The following is an 18,343-nucleotide window of genomic DNA, read 5'->3' as shown; positions in this document are numbered from 1 at the left end:
CATGCTCGATTCCAAACTGTTACGTAGCAACCTTCAGGACGTAGCGGACCGCCTGGCATCCCGTGGCTTTAGCCTGGATGTTGCGCGCATCGAAGCGCTGGAAGAACAGCGCAAGACCGTCCAGACCCGCACCGAAGCACTGCAGGCTGAGCGTAATGCGCGTTCCAAATCCATCGGTCAGGCCAAGCAGCGCGGCGAAGACATCGCGCCGTTGATGGCGGATGTCGAGCGTATGGCTGGCGAGTTGGCTTCCGGCAAGGTCGAGCTGGACGCGATCCAGACCGAGCTGGATTCGATCCTGTTGGGCATCCCGAACCTGCCGCACGAATCCGTGCCGATCGGCGAAGACGAAGACGGCAACGTCGAAGTCCGTCGCTGGGGCACGCCAAAATCCTTCGATTTCGAGATCAAGGACCACGTCGCCCTGGGCGAATTGACCGGTGGCCTGGATTTTGAAACAGCGGCCAAAATGTCCGGCGCACGCTTTGCCTTGCTGCGCGGCCCGATCGCGCGCATGCATCGTGCCCTGGCGCAGTTCATGATCAACCTGCACACCGGCGAACATGGCTACGAAGAGGCCTACACCCCGTACCTGGTTCAGGCGCCGGCGTTGATGGGCACCAGCCAGTTGCCGAAGTTCGAGGAAGACCTGTTCAAGATCAGCCGCGATGGCGAAGCCGATCTGTACCTGATCCCGACCGCCGAAGTGTCGCTGACCAACATCGTGGCCGGGGAAATTCTCGACGCCAAGCAACTGCCGATCAAGTTTGTTGCCCACTCGCCCTGCTTCCGCAGTGAAGCCGGTGCCTCGGGCCGCGACACCCGCGGCATGATCCGCCAGCACCAGTTCGACAAGGTCGAGATGGTGCAGGTGGTCGAGCCCTCGACCTCCATGGAAGCACTGGAAGGCCTGACCGCCAACGCCGAACGGGTCCTGCAACTGCTGGAGCTGCCGTACCGCGTTCTCGCGCTGTGCACCGGCGACATGGGTTTCAGCGCCGTGAAAACCTACGACTTGGAGGTGTGGGTGCCGAGCCAGGACAAATACCGCGAGATTTCGTCGTGCTCCAACTGCGGTGATTTCCAGGCCCGTCGCATGCAGGCGCGTTTCCGCAACCCGGAAACCGGCAAGCCTGAGCTGGTGCACACCCTCAACGGTTCGGGCCTGGCGGTAGGCCGTACCCTGGTGGCCGTGCTGGAAAACTACCAGCAGGCCGACGGTTCGATTCGCGTACCTGAGGTGCTCAAGCCGTACATGGCGGGCGTTGAGGTCATCGGCTAAATGGAATTTCTGCCGCTGTTTCATAACCTGCGCGGCAGTCGTGTGTTGGTCGTCGGTGGCGGGGAGATTGCGTTGCGCAAATCCCGGCTGCTGGCCGACGCCGGCGCGTTGTTGCGGGTGGTTGCTCCCCAGATTGAAGACCAGTTGCGTGAACTGGTACTGGGCAGTGGCGGTGAACTGATTTTGCGCGGTTATCAGGAGGCTGACCTCGACGGCTGCACCCTGATCATCGCCGCGACCGACGACGAGCCGCTGAACGCGCAAGTGTCCAGCGATGCCCGGCGTCGTTGCGTACCGGTGAATGTGGTGGACGCGCCGGCGCTGTGCAGCGTGATCTTCCCGGCGATTGTCGACCGTTCGCCATTGGTGATCGCAGTGTCCAGCGGTGGCGATGCGCCGGTGCTGGCCCGCTTGATTCGCGCCAAGCTGGAAACCTGGATTCCATCGACTTACGGCCAATTGGCCGGGTTGGCTGCGCGGTTTCGTAGCCAGGTCAAAGGCTTGTTTCCGGATGTGCAGCAACGTCGCGCGTTCTGGGAAGACGTGTTCCAGGGCCCGATTGCTGATCGGCAACTGGCCGGGCAGGGCGATGAAGCCGAGCGACTGCTGGTAGAGAAAATCAATGGCGCGCCGCCGCATGCGCCGGGCGAAGTCTACCTGGTGGGCGCTGGCCCGGGTGATCCCGACCTGCTGACCTTTCGCGCCTTGCGATTGATGCAACAGGCCGATGTGGTGCTATACGACCGTTTGGTGGCGCCGGCGATTCTTGAGCTGTGCCGTCGCGATGCCGAGCGGGTGTATGTCGGCAAGCGTCGCGCCGACCACGCGGTGCCGCAAGACCAGATCAACCAGCAACTGGTTGACCTGGCCAAGCAGGGCAAGCGCGTGCTGCGTCTGAAAGGTGGCGATCCGTTTATCTTTGGTCGTGGTGGTGAAGAGATCGAAGAGCTGGCGGCCCATGGCATCCCGTTCCAGGTGGTGCCGGGCATTACTGCGGCCAGTGGTTGTGCCGCGTATGCCGGTATTCCGCTGACTCATCGCGACTATGCGCAATCGGTTCGCTTCATTACGGGGCACTTGAAGGACGGGACTTCGGACCTGCCGTGGAGTGATCTGGTAGGACCTTCGCAGACCCTGGTGTTCTACATGGGCTTGATTGGGTTGCCGATCATCTGCGAACAGCTGATCAAGCATGGCCGTTCAGCGGATACGCCGGCGGCGTTGATCCAGCAGGGCACAACGTCCAACCAGCGAGTGTTTACCGGCACCCTGGCTGACCTGCCACGCATGGTGGCGGAGCATGAGGTTCATGCGCCGACCCTGGTAATCGTGGGAGAAGTGGTGCAGTTGCGTGAGAAGTTGAAGTGGTTTGAAGGCGCTCAGTCCGAGGTCTGACACCAATCCTGTGGCGAGGGAGCTTGCTCCCGCTGGACTGCGCAGCAGTCCCATCTGGGGTCGCTTCGCGACCCAACGGGAGCAAGCTCCTTCGCCACAGGGTGTTTTCAGCTCAAGATGCCTTTCCCGCTCAACCTCGCCCGATCATGTTCCGCCTCAAACCTCTGCAACGGCCCCTTCGGCACAATCCCCGTCGGATTAATCGTGCGGTGACTGGCGTAGTAGTGCCCCTTGATGTGGGCAAAATCCACCGTCTCGGCGATCCCCGGCCATTGATACAGTTCCCGTAGCCAATTCGACAGGTTCGGATAATCCGCAATCCGCCGCAGGTTGCATTTGAAGTGGTTGTAGTACACCGCATCAAACCGGATCGCCGTGGTGAAAAGCCTTACATCGGCTTCGGTCAGGTATTCCCCCGCCAGGTAACGATGCTCTCCCAGATGCTGTTCAAGGTGATCCAGCTCGGCAAACACATCATCAAACGCCGCTTCATAGGCCTTCTGCGATGTAGCGAAACCTGCGCGGTACACGCCGTTGTTCACGGCGGGATAAATCCGCTCGTTCAGTGCGTCGATGGTTGAGCGCAGGGCCTCGGGATAGAAATCCAGCTGATTGCCCGTCAGTTCATTAAACGCACTGTTGAACATGCGAATAATCTCCGCCGATTCATTGCTGACAATCCGTTTGAGCTTCTTGTCCCACAACACCGGCACCGTCACGCGCCCGGTGTAGCTGGCGGTGTCAGCCGTGTAGCGCTGGTGCATGTAGGTGAAGTCGTCGAGCTTGTCGCCGCTGGAGCCATGGGTCTTGTCGAAGGTCCAGCCGTTTTCCAGCATCAGCCAACTGACCACGGACACATCGATCAGGCTTTCCAGGCCTTTGAGCTTGCGCAGGATCAGTGTGCGGTGTGCCCAGGGGCAGGCGAGGGAAACGTACAGGTGATAGCGGCCGGCTTCGGCTTTGAAGCCGCCTTCACCGGTTGGGCCGGGCTCGCCATCGGCGGTTACCCAGTTGCGGCGTTGCGCCTGTTCCCGTTGGAAGGCGCCGTCTGCGCTACTTTCGTACCACTGGTCATGCCAGCGTCCTTCGATCAGCAAACCCATGACTGACTCCTTGGCTAATAAGCGTTGGAGTGCAGTCTAAAGGTCTGGGTTCGAACAAAAAGCGCAAAGGCTGGGGGTTAATGATCGACTAAATCGATCTGTCCCGGGCGTCCCAGTACTGCTGGGCCAGTTCGAACGCCTGCTCCCGCGGGTGTCCAAGGCCACGCAAGGCCAACGCCATAGTGGCGATCAGTGCCAGTTGCGGGTAGCTGTCCTGCACGTCGCCGCGCCACAGCGCCTTCAGGTGCTCGGGCTCCAGAGCGGCAGGCTTGACGTGGCGCTGGGCGGAGAGGGCGGGCCACTCTTCATCCCAGCTTTCGCCGCCGGTGGTGCCGTACAGGTGGCTGATGGTGTCCGGGTTGATCTCAATCTCCCCGCCGTCGCCCTTGACCACGATGGTGTTGTCGCCGAGCAGGCCGCTGGCATCGCGATGCACGCCCTGGTAGCCCGGATGGAAGATGCTTTGCAGGCCGCAGCGGGCGCTCAACGGGTTGAGGATGCGCGCCAGTGAGTGGATCGGCGAACGCAGGCCCAGGGTGTTACGCAGGTCGATCATGCGCTGCAGTTGCGGCGCCCAATCTCCCAGGGGGATAAACGCCAGGTTGCCCTGTTCAAGGGCTGCCTCGACCTGTTGCCAATTGCGGCACAGCGGAATCTGCAAGCCTTCCAGCAACTGCTCGGTATAGAGCCGGCCCGCTGTATGCGCGCCGCCGCCGTGCATCAGGATGCGCACGCCGTTCTGCGCGAGGCACTTGGCTGCCAGCAGGTACCACGGCAGGTGGCGTTTCTTGCCGGCGTAGGTAGGCCAGTCGACATCCACGTTGAGCGACGGCGCATTCAAGCGCTCGCGCACGGCTTCGGTGAAACCCGCCAGCTCTTCCGGGCTTTCTTCCTTGTGCCGCAACAGCATCAGGAAGGCGCCGAGCTGGGTGTCTTCGACCTTCTCATCCAGCAGCATGCCCATCGCCTCACGAGCTTCCTCACGAGTGAGGTTGCGGGCGCCGCGCTTGCCTTTGCCGAGGATCCGCACGAACGGCGCAAAGGGGTGTTCGGCGGGTGTTTCAGTGATCAACGGGGCAAAATCAGTCATAAGCAATTCGTCGGCCTGGGCAGGCCCGCCAGCTTGGCGGCGAGTTTGGCGGGAGTGCCTTTGAACAGTCGGTTGAGGTGCAGGCTGTTGCCCTTTTCCGGGCCCAGCTTCAAGGCGGTGTACTTGATCAGCGGGCGGGTGGCCGGCGACAGCTGGAATTCGGTGTAGAAGCCCCGCAGCAGCTCGAGGATTTCCCAGTGTTCCGGGGTCAGCTCCAGCTCTTCGGCGGTGGCGAGGGCGTTGGCCACGTCGCTGGACCAGTCGCTCAGGTGGGCGAGGTAGCCGTCCTTGTCCAGTTCCAGGGTGCGTTCGCCTACGGTCAGGGTGTTCATAGCCAGGTGTTGACCTTGTCGTAATCGATCGACAGCTGGACGAAGGCCGGGTAATCGACGCTGGCGGCCCAGTCAGGTACCGCAAGATTACGCGCCTGGCTGTCTTCGGCCAGCACAAACACCTTCAGGCCCTTGGCTTGCAGGGCCTGGCAGGGGGCGCTGGCGGGTTGCAGGGCATAGGCGCCGTCGCCGCACAGCAGGATTGCGTCCCGGGTGCCACAGAGGCGCAGGCAGCTGTCCAGCCGGCTATCGGTAAAAGGAGAGTGGGACACCACATGCAAAGTCGACATCAGAGGGTAATCACCTGGTCGTAACGGTCAATCATCTGTGAGATCTGTTCTCTGCTCAGCGGCTGTGCGCTACCGGAGGAGGTCAGGCCGCGTACCGAGAGGCTATGGCTGCAGGCAAACACATCCTCAACCCCGAATAACTCCAGGGCCTGGAGGTTGGCATTGAGGTCTTTCTGTTGCACGGCCTTGGCATCCTGGCTCGCGGCCAGTTGAAACACTCCGTCATCCAGAAACAACAGGCCAATCGGCAAATCAAACGCGCCGCCGGCCAGCACGATATCCAGCGCTTCGCGGGCGCTGGGGCCGGACCACGGTGCCTGTCGGCTGATCACCAGCAAGGATTTCGACATGTCACGGGCCTCCGAAGCAGATCAAGCGGTCAGCGGCCTGGGTGGCGTCATGCAGTTGCCCAAGCCCGGACAGCGCCCAAGGCGCCTCCAGGTTCACCGCGCTGCGTTGATAGCGGGTGGCCTCTTCGGCATTCAATACCCCACGGCGCAGGGCCGCAGCAATGCACACCACGCCATCGAGCTGATGCTCGCTGACAAACTCGCGCCACTGGCGTGCGATGTCCTGCTCGTCCTGCGGCGCAACAATGTTATTGGACGCGCTGTAGACGCCATCCTGATAGAAAAACAGCCGCACAATCTCATGCCCGCCCGCCAGCGCTGCCTGGGCGAACAGCAAGGCACGGCGCGAGGAGGGCGCATGGGGGGCTTCGAAAAGCGCAATCGCAAACTTCATGGAACACTCTGAAGGCAAAACCTGTGGCAATGATAAAGCCGCAGGCAACAAAAAGCCCGCCGAAGCGGGCTTTTTGCATGTGGCTGCGATCAGTCGTCGCGGCCCATGATGCCGAAGATCTGCAACAGGCTGATAAACAGGTTGTAGATCGATACATACAGGCTGATGGTAGCCATGATGTAGTTACGCTCGCCACCCTGGATGATCGCGCTGGTCTGGAACAGGATGCAGGCTGAGGAGAACAGCACGAAACCGGCGCTGATCGCCAGTTGCAGGCCGCTGATCTGGAAGAACATGCTTGCCAGTACGGCGGCCAGCAACACGAAGAAACCGGCGGTGATGAAGCCACCCAGGAAGCTCATGTCCTTGCGGGAGATCAGCACGTAAGCCGACAGGCCGCCAAATACCAGGGCGGTCATGGCAAATGCCGAGCTGACCACTTCCGCGCCGCCGGCCATGCCGAGGTAACGGTTAAGGATCGGGCCGAGAATAAAGCCCATGAAACCGGTCAAGGCAAACGCCGACACCAGGCCCCAGGCCGAGTCGCGCAGCTTGTTGGTCAGGAAGAAAAGACCGTAGAAGCCGATCAGCACCACAAAGATGTTCGGGTAGCCGACGCGCATCTGCTGGGCGACGAAGGCCATCACGCCGCTGAACGCGAGGGTGAGAGCGAGCAAGCCGTACGTATTGCGCAGGACGCGGCTAACCTCTAGCTGCTCAGCCTGCGCGTTTCCATTCACTGCGTAATTCTGTTCGCGCATGGCGACACTCCTTCAGTTTTGAAACATTCAGTCGCAAGGATCATAACAGACGCTCTGTAACAAGCTATGGCGAGAGTTTGACAGTGTGTTTCATTCGGGTATTATGGCGCCCGCTGAGACAGGATGGGCTACGCTAATCCTGTGTTGCACAAGGGAAATTGGCAGAGTGGTTGAATGCACCGGTCTTGAAAACCGGCGAACGTTAATAGCGTTCCCAGGGTTCGAATCCCTGGTTTCCCGCCAAGATTCACTCAAGAGCCCCGCTATTGCGGGGCTTTTGCGTTTCTGGCATCCGGCAAAGCTGGCAGCCTGACGGCTGATCGTTTCCGCATCATTTCAGGCAGTTTCCGCAACTGCGCAAAACTGGAGCCCGGAAATCATGGCTGAAAGCAGCGACATGCACCGTACGGCGTGGCGGGCGAAAGGTGTTTGAGTTAGGATCTCCGCGTTTTTCAAGGATGAGGCGCAATGAACAAACTCAAGGCCATAAATGCGGCCGCAAATCGCTTTTTCAGTCGATTTTCTCGTAGGCAGTTTTTCTTGGCTTTCGTCGTAGTCACCGCAGTCAACTACTGGCTGGCCTATAACGTCTCCGGCTATAAATCTGTCTATCTGGCCATGGTCGGAGGTTTTTTCTTCGGCATGATGTTCGCGAAATTCGAGCCCGATAAGTAGTCTCGAATCACGCTTTTCAGCTTCACTGATTCGCCAGATCTGGATTTTCCAGTGCTAATTTGCCGAGTTACCCCCCGACACACACATGGAGAGTGCAATGACCCGATACTTCAAAAGTCCAGACAGTGACCAGGTTGAAGAGGTCGATGCGTTCCAGGTTCTGGCAATATTGTTCCTGGGCCCCCTCTATCTTTGCTTCGCCGGCCTTTGGCGCCATTTGTTAATCTGGGCGATTGCTATAGGTGTGGGGATGCTTGCAGGCCCACCTTGGGCAGCCATACCTATTGCTGGGCTGCCCATCACCTACTGTTTTTTGATCCGTAAAATCGTGGCAGATGAGTATTTGAAGAAGGGCTGGGTAGAAGTGGCTGATCCAAAGCTTACCCTCGAGAAAGAAGTTTCAGACGCTTAGTCTCTCGCAGATTTTCACGCAAAACCGCACCCCTTGCAGAATAAGACCTGTAGCTTGGTGGGTAGCTAGGAACTCTTGAAAACCGGCGAACGTTAATAGCGTTCCGAGGGTTCGAATCCCTGCATTCCCGCCAAGACTTACTCAAAAGCCCCGCTATTGCGGGGCTTTTGCGTTTCTTAGGTTTGGGTAATGAATGGACTGCGCAAGCCCGTCTTTTTAGAAGATATTCAACGGATACTCGGTAATCAGCCGCGTCTGTACCAAATGCCCCCCGGTGGATGCATCGCCATCGTGCCAGGCTTCCCGCAGGCGGAAGGACAGTTTCTTGGCCGGACCACTCTGTACGACGTATTTCACTTCGGCGTCGGTTTCGTGTTCCTGGTCGTTGGCACCATAGAACCCGGTGTAGGCCGAATTGCCGGGCGTATGCGTTCCGTCGATGCCGGAGCCGCGGATATGACGGGCCATGAAGCTCAGGCCGGGGGCGCCAAAGGTGCTCATGTCCAGGTCGTAGCGCATCTGCCAGGACTTCTCGCCCGGGCCGTTGAAGTCGGAGTACTGCACCGAGTCAGCCAGGTTGATCGAGTTGCCATAGCGGCCCGCGCCGACACCGGCATTGGTCTCCCCAAAGCCGACATAGTCGAACGGCTCGTCACCATGCACCTTCTGTCCGGCCAGGGTGAAGGTCTGTGCACCCAGGGTGTAGGCCGCCGCCAGCGAGGCTGCGGTGGTGTCGATGGTCCCGGCCTTGGCGCTGCCGTCGTCCAGTGTGCGATAGAGGTTGAAGTCCACCGCGACGGATTGGTCAGCGGTCAGTGGATGAACAAGGTTCAAGTTGACGTAGTACTGATTCCAGACGTCTTCCAGGTGCGCCCCGTACAGCGACGCAGTGAATTCCTTGCTGAACTGGTACTTGCCCCCCGCGAAGCTGGCCGACGGCGCACTCACACCTGCATAGCTGGCGAGAATGTCGCCGCTGCGCGACGTGGTGGTGGTACCCGTGCCCGAGGTGTAATGGCCGGCTTCCAGGTTCAGGCCGGTGATTTCATGACTGTCGATCTGGAAGCCCGATGCGGTCTGTGGCATCAGGTAGTTATCGGCGGTGGCGAACACGGGCGAGGTGGGCTGCAAGTCGCCGACCTTGAGGGTGGTGTTGGAAATACGCAACTTGATGTCTCCGCCGGCCTTGGCGAGGCCATGGTCCGGGTTGCCATTGGCGTCGGATGGAATGTTCGGGCCGCCGGCACGGTCGGTGTTCCCGTCGATGCGCAGCGCCAGGTCGGCAAACGCATCGATGCCGATGCCGACGGTGCCTTGGGTAAAGCCCGAGCTGTAGGTCGCCATCAGCGCCTGGCTCCAGTCACGGGTATGGCTGCCGTTGCCGTTCTGGTTCCAGAACAGGTTGCGGTTGAGGATATTCAAACTGCTGTCGGCGACAAAACCCTTCGAGTCGGACTGGTCGCTTGCATAGCTCATGGCCGGCAAGGCAAATGCCAGTGCCACTGCCAAGGTATTGAGCTGAAGTATCGGTTGACGTTTTTTCATTATTTTTGCTCCTGTGCACGAGTTCGTGTTGGAGCATTAAGGCGACAGCCCAGGCCATCAACAAATGAAACTGGATGAATGTTTTGATATCCCTTTTGCCGAATCCCGGGCAAATAAAAGCCCGCGATGGGAGCGGGCTTAAAGGTATTCACGCTCGTACAATCTTTCCCGCCTTCACCTCATCCGCATAGCCGCTGAGCTTTTCCTGCTGGGCTGCGAGCAATGCGCCCATCTTCATCAGGGCGATCGCGTCGTCTGGTGAGTTGGCGACCCCGGCGATAGTGGCCAGCTCATTCACCGACCAGGCGATCACGGCCATTGCGTCCTCGAGGTCGTAGAACAGCTCCTGCTGTGCGGTCCTTGGGCCGTCGAGCTTTTCTATCAGTGTTGCCATTTACCCGTGCTCCCTTCAGTGCCGTCAGCTTAAACATCGTCGGGCCAATCCTCCTGCAAGCCGGAAGACACGGCAATCGCGATTTTCCCTTGAATACCATTGTTGGGGCTTTCCAGGCGAGAGTCATGGAGTGTCCACTCTCGATCCAGCCTGTGTAAAAGCGCTTTCTCGAACCCTTGCTAATCTTTCTGAAGATTTCACCACGAGGATCGTCCATGCAGCGCTGTATCTCAGGAGAGAACCCATGAGTGCCAAGGACATACCTGAAGGGCAAGTGGTCCAAGGCTACGTCACCTTTGTCGGGAGTGAGGCATCGTGGGCCACAGGGCAGTTCATGAGCTTCAGCTATAGCGTCAATGGTCAGCATTTTCACAAGTCTCTCAATGAGACGGTTGACGCTTGGTCAACAGCAACGCTTCGTAAAGCCACCGACGGCCTGCAGGTAGGCGACCGCGTGTCGGTCTGGTGCTCTCTCACCGACCCGGGCGTGTGCTGTATCGGCGAAAAGCCTGCCGAGAAACCACGGATCTTGCGCTTGATGGAGACTCTGGGATCGTTAGGGCCGTTATGAAATTGAGCCACACCGTTCGTCCATCGCCCGGCACTCCCAAGCCCGCACCGTTTCTCATGTTCAAGCACGGACACCCCGTGCGGCAGAACGGAGAGCCAGCATGGAAATTGACGAGAAGGCCCCAGGGAATCAATCCCAGCAGGGCGTAACGCGCGGTACAGACAATGAAACCGGTCATGAACCTCGGCGGGACCACGCCGAGGCGCCTCTACCCCCGGACGACGACGCCCCTTTGGAAGAGGACATGTCTGACGTAGACGCCGCCGATTCTGTCGCGAGTGAACACCCCGACAACTGATGCCCCAGACAAGCCCGACCCCAGTGTCGGGCTCTGCTGTCGTCAACATTCCTGCGGCCCCCACCGCACTTTTTCCCATTCTTCCGATCTATCTCTGTCCCGACCACACTAATTCCCGCGTGGACAGCAGACCCAGACCTGGTGCCGATGGATCGCACGTTACTTGTTTTTATCACTCGATGGATGCGCCAGCCGCTGGTGCTGGCGGCGGTTTTGATGCTGTGCGCCAACGGTTGCAGCCAGCAACAGGGGCGCGATATTGCCAAGCAGTTCAGCAACGGCAAGCCCGATGAATTCTTCCAGACCAGCGTCGATCGCATGGCAACACTGAGCATGCGCGACAATCTGCAAAGCCTGTATTTGCTGATGAGCAAGCTCTACCTGCGCAACCCCAACCAATGGCGTCAATCGGGTTACACGGACGCTGTAACCGCCGCCCGGCAAATCCGTCAGGCCATCGAACTTCGCCAGCCGCTGCCCGCCCTTGGGGATCGCCGTGACCTGGTGGCGCTGAGTTACTCCTTGAGCCCGGAGTTTCGCGGCGATCGGGTGGGTGCCTTTATCTACGCGATCGGCAGCATGCTCGTGACTGCACACGGCGGGCGCACCGAGTTCTATATAACCGACTCGATCAACCCACAGTTCGTCAGCAATGCCGCGCGTAACATCGAGAAGGCAACCTGGCTGCTCAGCCAGCGCCAGGATACCAATGGCTCGCTGTTGCTGTTCTCCAACGAGATCTCGGAGGCGGGCAGCAACCTCAGTTTCGCGGTCGAGTTCGGCAAGATCGTTGCGCGCCTCGACCTGTTGACCCAGATGCTCGACGAACGCTATCGACGCATTGGCCTCAACTACGCGCAGAGCCTGTTGCTGATGAATTTCCTGCCGGTGCAGTAACGCGCCGCGTACTCAACGACGCCCGGTCCGCGTGCTCACATCCACCCACACCGCCAGCACCAGGATGCTGCCCTTGACGATCATCTGCCAATAACTGTCCACGTCGAGCATCGACATGCCGTTGTCCAGGCTGCTGATCACCAGTGCACCGAGCAGGGCGCCGTACACGGTGCCCGAGCCGCCGCGCATCGACGTGCCGCCGATGAAGCAGGCCGCGATGGCGTCCAGTTCGCCCATGTTGCCCGCCGACGGTGAACCGGCGGCCAGGCGTGCAGTGTTGACCAGCCCGGCGAGGGCGCACATCACGCCCATGATTCCGAAGATCCACAGCTTGACCGCCTGCACGTTGATCCCCGACAGGCGCGTGGCTTCCATGTTGCTGCCCACCGAGTAGATGCGGCGGCCAAACACGGTCTGACTGGTGACGTAGCTGAACACGCCCAGCAGCACCAGCAGGAGCAGCACCGGCACGGGAATCCCGTCGTAGCTGTTGAGGGTGTAGACGAAGCCCGCCAGCACGAAACCGATCAGCACCACGCGCACGCTGTCGCGCAGCATCGACGGCAGCGCCAGCCCGTGCAGGGCGCGGTTGTGGCGTTGGCGCCAGGTCAGGAATACCGCCAGCCCGAACAGCAACACGCCAAGAATCACCCCCACCACCGTCGGCAGATAGCCCTGGCCGATGTACACCAACTCGGGCGATACCGGTGCAATCGTGGTGCCGCCGGTAATGCCCAGCAGCACCCCGCGAAACGCGAGCATGCCGCCCAGCCCGACGATGAACGAGGGGATACGCAGGTACGCGGTCATGTAGCCGTTACCCAGGCCAATCAGCAAGCCGCAGAGGGCGACGATGGCCAGGTTGAGCGGCAGCGGAATGTGATAGACCACATCCAGGATCGCCGCGACGCCACCGAGCAAACCGAGCATCGAGCCCACCGACAGGTCGATCTCGCCACTGATGATCACCAGCACCATGCCGCAGGCCAGGATGCCGGTGATGGACATCTGCCGCAGCAGGTTCGACAGGTTGCGCGGGGTCAGGAAACCGCCTTCGGTCTGCCAGCTGAAAAACACCCAGATCAGCACCACGGCGATCAACAGGGCGAGCATTTTGTAGCGGGTGAAAAGCTGTTTGACCTGATTCATTTACGCGGACTTCCGATCATTATTATTGTCATGCCCGTTCGGTTGGCTGAGGGCGGCGGCGAGCACCTGTTCCTGGGTCAGGCCCTGGTTGATGAAGTCGCCGCGCAACTGGCCTTCGCCGATCACCAGCACCCGGTCGGATACGCCCAGCACCTCGGCCAGTTCCGAGGACACCATGATGATCGACACGCCTTCGGCCGCCAGCGCGCCCATCAATTTGTAGATCTCATATTTGGCGCCCACGTCCACGCCACGGGTGGGTTCGTCGAGAATCAGTACCCGGGGCTGGGTCAGAAGCATTTTCGCCAATACGGCTTTCTGCTGGTTGCCGCCGGAGAGGCTGGTGATCGGCAGGAACGGGTTGGCGGTCTTCAGGTGCATGCGTTTGATTTCCTGCTCGACGCTGCCCAGTTCTGCCTCGGCGTCGATACGCGTCAGGTGCGAGAAACTGTCCAGCACCGCCAGGGTAATGTTTTGCCCCACGCCCAAATCCGGGACGATGCCCTGGCGCTTGCGGTCTTCCGGGACCATGCACAACCCCGCGCGAATCGACTTCAGCGGCGTGCGGGTGTCGATGGGTTTGCCCTCCAGCCACACCTCGCCTTCGTAGCGCCCGGGATAACTGCCGAACAGCGCCGACACCAACTCTGTGCGACCCGCGCCCACCAGCCCGGCGATGCCGAGGATCTCGCCCCGGCGCAGGCTGAACGAGACATCGTCCACGCGCTTGCGGCCCGGGTTGTCGACGTCATAGCAGGTGATGTTGCGCGCCTCGAACAGCACCTCGCCCACCGTGTGAGGTTCGGTGGGGTAGAGGTTGCTCATCTCGCGGCCGACCATCTGGGTGATGATGCGCGACACGTCCATGTCGGCCATGGGGGTGGTCGCGATGTGTTTGCCGTCGCGGATCACCGCAATGGTGTCGCAGATGGCCGAGACTTCATCGAGCTTGTGGGAGATGTACACGCAGGCAACGCCCTTGGCCTTGAGGCCACGGATGATGTCCAGCAGCACCTCGATTTCCGAGCGGGTGAGGGCCGAGGAGGGTTCATCCAGGATCAGCAGGCGCGCCTGCTTGTTCAGCGCCTTGGCGATTTCCACCAGTTGCTGATAGCCGCCGCCGTATTGCGAGACGGGCAGGGCGACGTTCATGTCCGGCACTTTCAGTTCGCGCATCAGGGCTTCGGCGCGGTGCATCATGGCGGGGTAGTTCATGCGCCCGCCGGGCAGTGTCAGCTCGTGACCCATGAAGATGTTTTCGGCCACCGAGAGGTCAGGCACCAGGGTCAGTTCCTGGTGGATGATCACGATGCCGCAGGCTTCGGTTTCGGCGATGGAATGCGCGCGCAACGGTTGGCCATCCCAAAGGATTTCGCCGTCCCAGGTGCCATGGGGATACACCGCCGACAGCACTTTCATCAGGGTCGATTTGCCGGCGCCATTCTCGCCGCACAAGCCCACGCATTCCCCGGGTTTTACCTTGATGTCGATACCATTCAGGGCTTTGACGCCACCGAAGGATTTGACGATGTTGTTCATTTCCAGCAAGTAGTCGGACATGGCGGGCACTCATTGCACAGCGAAAAGGCGGGGTGGCATGCAGGAGCGGCCTCAAGCCGCTCCTGCAGTGAGCCGTACGCTTACTGCCCGGCGATTTGCGCTTTGGTGTAGAACCCGTCTTCTTCCAGCACGTTGACGTTGTCTTTGGTCAACGCGGTCGGCTTGAGCAGGATGCTCGAGACCTGTTTGCTGCCGTTGTCGTACTGCGAGTTGTAGGCCGGTTTCTCGTCCCGCACCAGTTGCACCGAGAGCTTGGCCGCCTCGGACGCCAGCAGCTTCAGGGGCTTGTAGACGGTCATGGTCTGGGTGCCGGCGATCACGCGCTTGATCGCGGCGAGGTCGGCGTCCTGGCCGGAGACCGGCACCTTGCCCGCCAGTTTTTGTGCCGCCAGGGCCTGGATCGCGCCGCCGGCGGTGGCGTCGTTGGAGGCGACGATGCCGTCGATCTTGTTGCTGTTGGCGGTCAGGGCGTTTTCGACAATGCTCAGGGCTTCGGTGGGGTTCCATTCCTTGACCCATTGCTGGCCGACGATCTTGATGTCGCCCTTGTCGATGGCAGGCTGCAGTACTTTCATCTGACCCTGGCGCAGGATCTTCGCGTTGTTGTCGGTAGGGGCGCCGCCGAGCAGGAAGTAATTGCCTTTAGGCTGCGCGTTCAACACGCCCTGGGCCTGCATCTCGCCGACTTTTTCGTTATCGAAGGAGATGTAGGCGTCGATATCGGCATTCAAAATCAGCCGGTCATAGGACAGCACTTTCACCCCGGCTTTTTTCGCTTCGGCCACCACGTTGTTCAGCACCGTGGCGTTGAACGGCACGATCACAATCACATCGACGCCCCGGGAGATCAGGTTTTCGATCTGCGAGATCTGCCGCTGCTCGTTGGCATCCGCCGACTGCACATAGACCTTGGCCCCCAGTTGCTCGGCGGCGGCGGTGAAGTAATCACGGTCGCGGGCCCAGCGCTCAAGGCGCAGGTCGTCGATGGAAAAGCCGATTTTCGGATGGGCAGGATCGGCCATGACCGAATGGGAGAGCAGTGCCAGAACGCTGGTGAATAAGACAGTTTTCAGGTGTTTCATGATGGTGAGTCCCTTTTATTGTTGTTTAGACGCACTTCTGGACCTGGAGCGTGTTGCACACGAAACGCTAGAGCGTAGCGGTCATGGGTAGATAAAGCGATTCACCACGCCTTCGAGCATCTCCTGGCGGCCGCTGACCGCTTGCGGGTTGAGTTGGTGGCTGAAGGCATGCTCGGCCAGCGACTCCAGGCTGAAGTCGCCGCCGAGCACGGCGCGCCCGAACGACTTGTCCCAGCCGGCATAACGCTGGGCCTTGAACTGCTCAAGGGCATCGTTCTGCACCATGGCGGCTGCGCGTTCCAGGGACAGCGCCAGCACATCCATCGCCGCCACGTGGCCATGGAACAGGTCCACTTCGTCGAGGCTTTGGCGACGCACCTTGGAGTCGAAGTTGTAGCCGCCGCCTTTGAAGCCACCGGCCTTGAGCACCTCGTAGGTCACCAGGGTCAGTTCCTCGACGCTGTTGGGAAACTGGTCGGTGTCCCAGCCGTTCTGTGGGTCGCCACGGTTGGCGTCGATGCTGCCGAAAATGCCCAGGGAAGCGGCGGTGGCGATTTCATGGTGGAAGCTGTGGCCGGCGAGGGTGGCGTGGTTGGCCTCGATGTTGACCTTGATCTCTTTCTCCAGGCCGAACTGGTGCAGGAAGCCAAACACGGTGGCGGTGTCGTAGTCGTACTGGTGCTTGGTCGGTTCCTGCGGCTTGGGCTCGATAAACAGCTCGCCGGTGAAGCCGATTTTGTATTTGTGCTCGACCACCATGCGCATGAAGCGCCCGAGTTGCTCGCGCTCGCGCTTGAGGTCGGTGTTGAGCAGCGTCTCGTAGCCTTCGCGGCCGCCCCACAGTACATAGCTGGAGCCCTTGAGGCGGTGAGTGGCGTTCATCGCGCTGAACACCTGGGCTGCCGCATAGGCGAACACTTCCGGGTTCGGATTGCTGGCGGCACCGGCGGCAAAGCGCGGGTTGCTGAAGCAGTTGGCGGTGCCCCACAGCAGCTGGATGCCGGTCTGTTCCTGATGGTGTTCGAGCTGGTCGACCATCCGTGCAAAGTTGTCGCGGTATTCCGCCAGGCTTGCGCCTTCGGGGGCAACGTCGGTGTCGTGGAAGCTGTAGTAATCGATGCCCAGCTTGGAGAAAAACTCGAACGCCGCCTCGGCCTTGCCGCGCGCCACCTGCAGCGCTTCCCCGGTTGCTGCCAGGGCCGCTGGAAGGTGCCGGAGCCGAACATGTCACTGCCGGGCCAGACGAACGTGTGCCAATAACACGCGGCCATCCGCAGGTGCTCGCGCATCGGTTTGCCGAGGATCAGCTTGTTCGCATCGTAGTGCCGGAAGGCCAGGGGAGAGGTGCTATCAGGGCCTTCGTAGAGGATTTTTTCGACAGCGGGAAAGTAGGGCATCGCCAGATCCTTGTTGTTATGAGTACACGTTAACCTTGCCTCGATACTAGCAACGGCCCCCGGCCAATCGATTATGAAAATCACCAGAGCGGGGTTCGATTTTGAGTGGCTTTGGGCGCATAGTTGGGCGATACCTCGCGAGGAGCCGCCCCTGTGAAAACTGTCCCGCCTGTGCACCGGATCGCCCTGCTGTTCAATGGCAACAAGATCTACGATCGCGGCATCATCACCGGGATCGGCAACTACCTGAGCAGCACGCGGGTGTCGTGGGATCTGTTTCTGGAGGAGGATTTTGTGTGCCGGCTCAAGGGCATCGAGCGTTGGCACGGCGACGGCATCATTGCCGACTTCGACGACCCGGCGATGGGCCCGGCGCTGGCGGGCGTGCATTTACCGGTGGTGGCGGTGGGCGGGTCTTATGAGGATGAACGGGCTTACCCCCGGCATATCCCGTACGTGGCCACCGACAATTTCGCCCTGATCAGGCTGGCCTATGAACACCTGATCGAAGCCGGGCTGACGCGCTTCGCCTGCTTCAGCCTGCCGGAAGCGGATATCAACCGCTGGGCCCAGGAGCGCGAAAAAGCCTTCCGCCGCCTGCTGGAGCGCGATGGTTTGCCCGTGGAGGTGTATCGCGGGTTGGGTACCAGCGCGCCGCTGTGGGACTCGGCGGTGGAGCAACAGATTGCCTGGCTGCACAGCCTGCCCAAGCCCATCGGCATCATCGCGGTCAGCGACGCCCGCGCCCGGCAGTTGCTGCAAGCCTGCCTCACGGCGGGCATCCCGGTGCCGGAGCAAGTGGCACTGATCGGCATCGACAACGACCCGCTGACCCGCACCCTGACCCGCGTGCCACTGAGCTCGGTGATCCAGGGCACCGAAAAAATGGGCCGTACTGCCGCGCGGCTGTTGCACCAGATGTTGCACGGCATGCCCTCGGCAGGCAGCCAGATCCTGGTGCCGCCGGAAGCCGTCAACGTGCAGACCTCAAGCCTGCACCAACCCCTCGGTCATCCCTACGTGATGCAGGCGTTGCACTTCATTCGCCAGTACGCCTGCCAGGGCATCAAGACCGCCCAGGTCGCCAACTACGTCGGCGTGTCGCGCTCATCCCTGGAAGCGCATTTTCGCAGCGAACTGAACCGCAGCGTCCACGACGAAATCCTGCGCTTCAAACTCGCGGCGGCGGTGGCCGGCCTGGAAAATACCGGGGCGGGCATCGCGGATATCGCCTACGACTGCGGGTTCAAATCGGCGCAGTACCTGCACACGGTGTTCAAGCGCGAGTTCGGGTGTACGCCGAGGGAGTATCAAGTGGGGCAGGTTGAACGCGATTCGAGCGATGTCATTTCTTTGTCGCCTTGAG

At 60.5% G+C, this 18,343-nt stretch carries 20 protein-coding genes, 1 tRNA gene and 1 pseudogene; 9 read left to right on the top strand and 13 right to left on the bottom strand.

From position 1 onward, the window contains the following. Nucleotide 1 precedes the first annotated feature (1 nt). Nucleotides 2-1,282 carry a serine--tRNA ligase gene (serS, locus tag JFV30_RS17105; protein ID WP_201124704.1) on the top strand — a complete coding sequence of 427 codons (1,281 nt, stop codon included), beginning with the start codon at nt 2-4 and terminating at the stop codon, nt 1,280-1,282. Beyond that, nucleotides 1,283-2,677 carry a siroheme synthase CysG gene (gene cysG, locus JFV30_RS17100; protein ID WP_201124703.1) on the top strand — a complete coding sequence of 465 codons (1,395 nt, stop codon included), beginning with the start codon at nt 1,283-1,285 and terminating at the stop codon, nt 2,675-2,677. A 107-nt stretch (nt 2,678-2,784) separates the two neighbouring features. Here cysG and JFV30_RS17095 read toward each other — a convergent pair whose 3' ends face one another. From JFV30_RS17095 to JFV30_RS17065, 7 genes are all read right to left on the bottom strand, one after another. Continuing rightward, nucleotides 2,785-3,780, bottom strand: a complete 996-nt coding sequence (locus JFV30_RS17095) for a glutathione S-transferase family protein (RefSeq protein WP_201124702.1) — start codon at nt 3,778-3,780, stop codon at nt 2,785-2,787. Between the two features lie 88 nt (nt 3,781-3,868). Further along, the gene (locus JFV30_RS17090) at nt 3,869-4,870 is read right to left on the bottom strand and encodes a glycosyl transferase family protein (protein ID WP_010172471.1); all 1,002 of its coding nucleotides are present in this window, start codon (nt 4,868-4,870) and stop codon (nt 3,869-3,871) included. Continuing rightward, a complete protein-coding gene (locus JFV30_RS17085) occupies nt 4,867-5,202 on the bottom strand; it encodes a TusE/DsrC/DsvC family sulfur relay protein (protein WP_201124701.1) in 336 nt (111 codons plus the stop codon). The genes JFV30_RS17090 and JFV30_RS17085 overlap by 4 nt, the downstream gene beginning before the upstream one ends. After that, nucleotides 5,199-5,492 (bottom strand): sulfurtransferase complex subunit TusB, encoded by a 294-nt coding sequence (gene tusB / locus JFV30_RS17080; RefSeq protein WP_010172468.1) that lies wholly within the window; start codon nt 5,490-5,492, stop codon nt 5,199-5,201. Before tusB ends, JFV30_RS17085 begins: the two co-directional genes overlap by 4 nt. After that, the gene (gene tusC / locus JFV30_RS17075) at nt 5,492-5,842 is read right to left on the bottom strand and encodes a sulfurtransferase complex subunit TusC (protein WP_201124700.1); all 351 of its coding nucleotides are present in this window, start codon (nt 5,840-5,842) and stop codon (nt 5,492-5,494) included. Before tusC ends, tusB begins: the two co-directional genes overlap by 1 nt. Before the next feature lies 1 nt (nt 5,843). Beyond that, complete coding sequence (gene tusD, locus JFV30_RS17070; RefSeq protein ID WP_201124699.1) at nt 5,844-6,236, bottom strand: sulfurtransferase complex subunit TusD; 393 nt, start codon at nt 6,234-6,236, stop codon at nt 5,844-5,846. Nucleotides 6,237-6,325: 89 nt separating this feature from the next. After that, entirely contained in the window at nt 6,326-6,997 is a 672-nt protein-coding gene (locus tag JFV30_RS17065; protein ID WP_169389020.1) for a Bax inhibitor-1/YccA family protein, read from the bottom strand. A gap of 152 nt (nt 6,998-7,149) precedes the next feature. On the opposite strand from JFV30_RS17065, the gene JFV30_RS17060 reads away from it, so the two are divergent. The 3 genes from JFV30_RS17060 to JFV30_RS17050 all read left to right on the top strand — a co-directional run bounded on the left by JFV30_RS17060 (nt 7,150) and on the right by JFV30_RS17050 (nt 8,084). Continuing rightward, a tRNA-Ser gene (locus JFV30_RS17060) sits at nt 7,150-7,240 on the top strand. Nucleotides 7,241-7,465: 225 nt separating this feature from the next. Then, the gene (locus JFV30_RS17055; RefSeq protein WP_010172460.1) at nt 7,466-7,672 is read left to right on the top strand and encodes a hypothetical protein; all 207 of its coding nucleotides are present in this window, start codon (nt 7,466-7,468) and stop codon (nt 7,670-7,672) included. 97 nt (nt 7,673-7,769) lie between these two features. Beyond that, nucleotides 7,770-8,084 (top strand): hypothetical protein, encoded by a 315-nt coding sequence (locus JFV30_RS17050; RefSeq protein ID WP_201124698.1) that lies wholly within the window; start codon nt 7,770-7,772, stop codon nt 8,082-8,084. A 216-nt stretch (nt 8,085-8,300) separates the two neighbouring features. Here JFV30_RS17050 and JFV30_RS17045 read toward each other — a convergent pair whose 3' ends face one another. Next, complete coding sequence (locus tag JFV30_RS17045; RefSeq protein WP_201124697.1) at nt 8,301-9,629, bottom strand: OprD family porin; 1,329 nt, start codon at nt 9,627-9,629, stop codon at nt 8,301-8,303. A 148-nt stretch (nt 9,630-9,777) separates the two neighbouring features. After that, on the bottom strand, nt 9,778-10,023 hold the full coding sequence (locus tag JFV30_RS17040) for a hypothetical protein (RefSeq protein WP_201124696.1): 246 nt from the start codon (nt 10,021-10,023) through the stop codon (nt 9,778-9,780). A 244-nt stretch (nt 10,024-10,267) separates the two neighbouring features. Between JFV30_RS17040 and JFV30_RS17035 the strand changes: the two genes are divergently transcribed. The 3 genes from JFV30_RS17035 to JFV30_RS17030 all read left to right on the top strand — a co-directional run bounded on the left by JFV30_RS17035 (nt 10,268) and on the right by JFV30_RS17030 (nt 11,789). Beyond that, nucleotides 10,268-10,594, top strand: coding sequence for a DUF3592 domain-containing protein (locus JFV30_RS17035; RefSeq protein ID WP_010172451.1), 327 nt, complete (start codon nt 10,268-10,270; stop codon nt 10,592-10,594). A 100-nt stretch (nt 10,595-10,694) separates the two neighbouring features. Next, on the top strand, nt 10,695-10,892 hold the full coding sequence (locus tag JFV30_RS33255) for a hypothetical protein (RefSeq protein ID WP_010172449.1): 198 nt from the start codon (nt 10,695-10,697) through the stop codon (nt 10,890-10,892). Between the two features lie 147 nt (nt 10,893-11,039). After that, nucleotides 11,040-11,789 (top strand): hypothetical protein, encoded by a 750-nt coding sequence (locus tag JFV30_RS17030; RefSeq protein ID WP_201124695.1) that lies wholly within the window; start codon nt 11,040-11,042, stop codon nt 11,787-11,789. A 12-nt stretch (nt 11,790-11,801) separates the two neighbouring features. Here JFV30_RS17030 and JFV30_RS17025 read toward each other — a convergent pair whose 3' ends face one another. From JFV30_RS17025 to xylA, 4 genes and pseudogenes are all read right to left on the bottom strand, one after another. After that, nucleotides 11,802-12,938: a sugar ABC transporter permease gene (locus JFV30_RS17025; RefSeq protein ID WP_010172446.1), complete on the bottom strand. Its 1,137-nt coding sequence runs from the start codon at nt 12,936-12,938 to the stop codon at nt 11,802-11,804. Next, nucleotides 12,939-14,498, bottom strand: coding sequence for a D-xylose ABC transporter ATP-binding protein (gene xylG / locus JFV30_RS17020; protein ID WP_201124694.1), 1,560 nt, complete (start codon nt 14,496-14,498; stop codon nt 12,939-12,941). Nucleotides 14,499-14,578: 80 nt separating this feature from the next. Further along, entirely contained in the window at nt 14,579-15,580 is a 1,002-nt protein-coding gene (gene xylF / locus JFV30_RS17015) for a D-xylose ABC transporter substrate-binding protein (protein ID WP_169389012.1), read from the bottom strand. An 81-nt stretch (nt 15,581-15,661) separates the two neighbouring features. After that, nucleotides 15,662-16,977 (bottom strand): annotated as a pseudogene (gene xylA / locus JFV30_RS17010) (xylose isomerase). Between the two features lie 153 nt (nt 16,978-17,130). Between xylA and JFV30_RS17005 the strand changes: the two are divergent. Further along, nucleotides 17,131-18,342 carry a substrate-binding domain-containing protein gene (locus tag JFV30_RS17005; RefSeq protein WP_201124693.1) on the top strand — a complete coding sequence of 404 codons (1,212 nt, stop codon included), beginning with the start codon at nt 17,131-17,133 and terminating at the stop codon, nt 18,340-18,342. Nucleotide 18,343: the final 1 nt, after the last annotated feature.

It is taken from the genome of Pseudomonas sp. TH32, assembly GCF_016650855.1.
Taxonomy (GTDB): Bacteria; Pseudomonadota; Gammaproteobacteria; order Pseudomonadales; family Pseudomonadaceae; genus Aquipseudomonas.
Note: the sequence above shows the minus strand (reverse complement) of the source record. Positions and strands in the feature narration are given on the sequence as shown.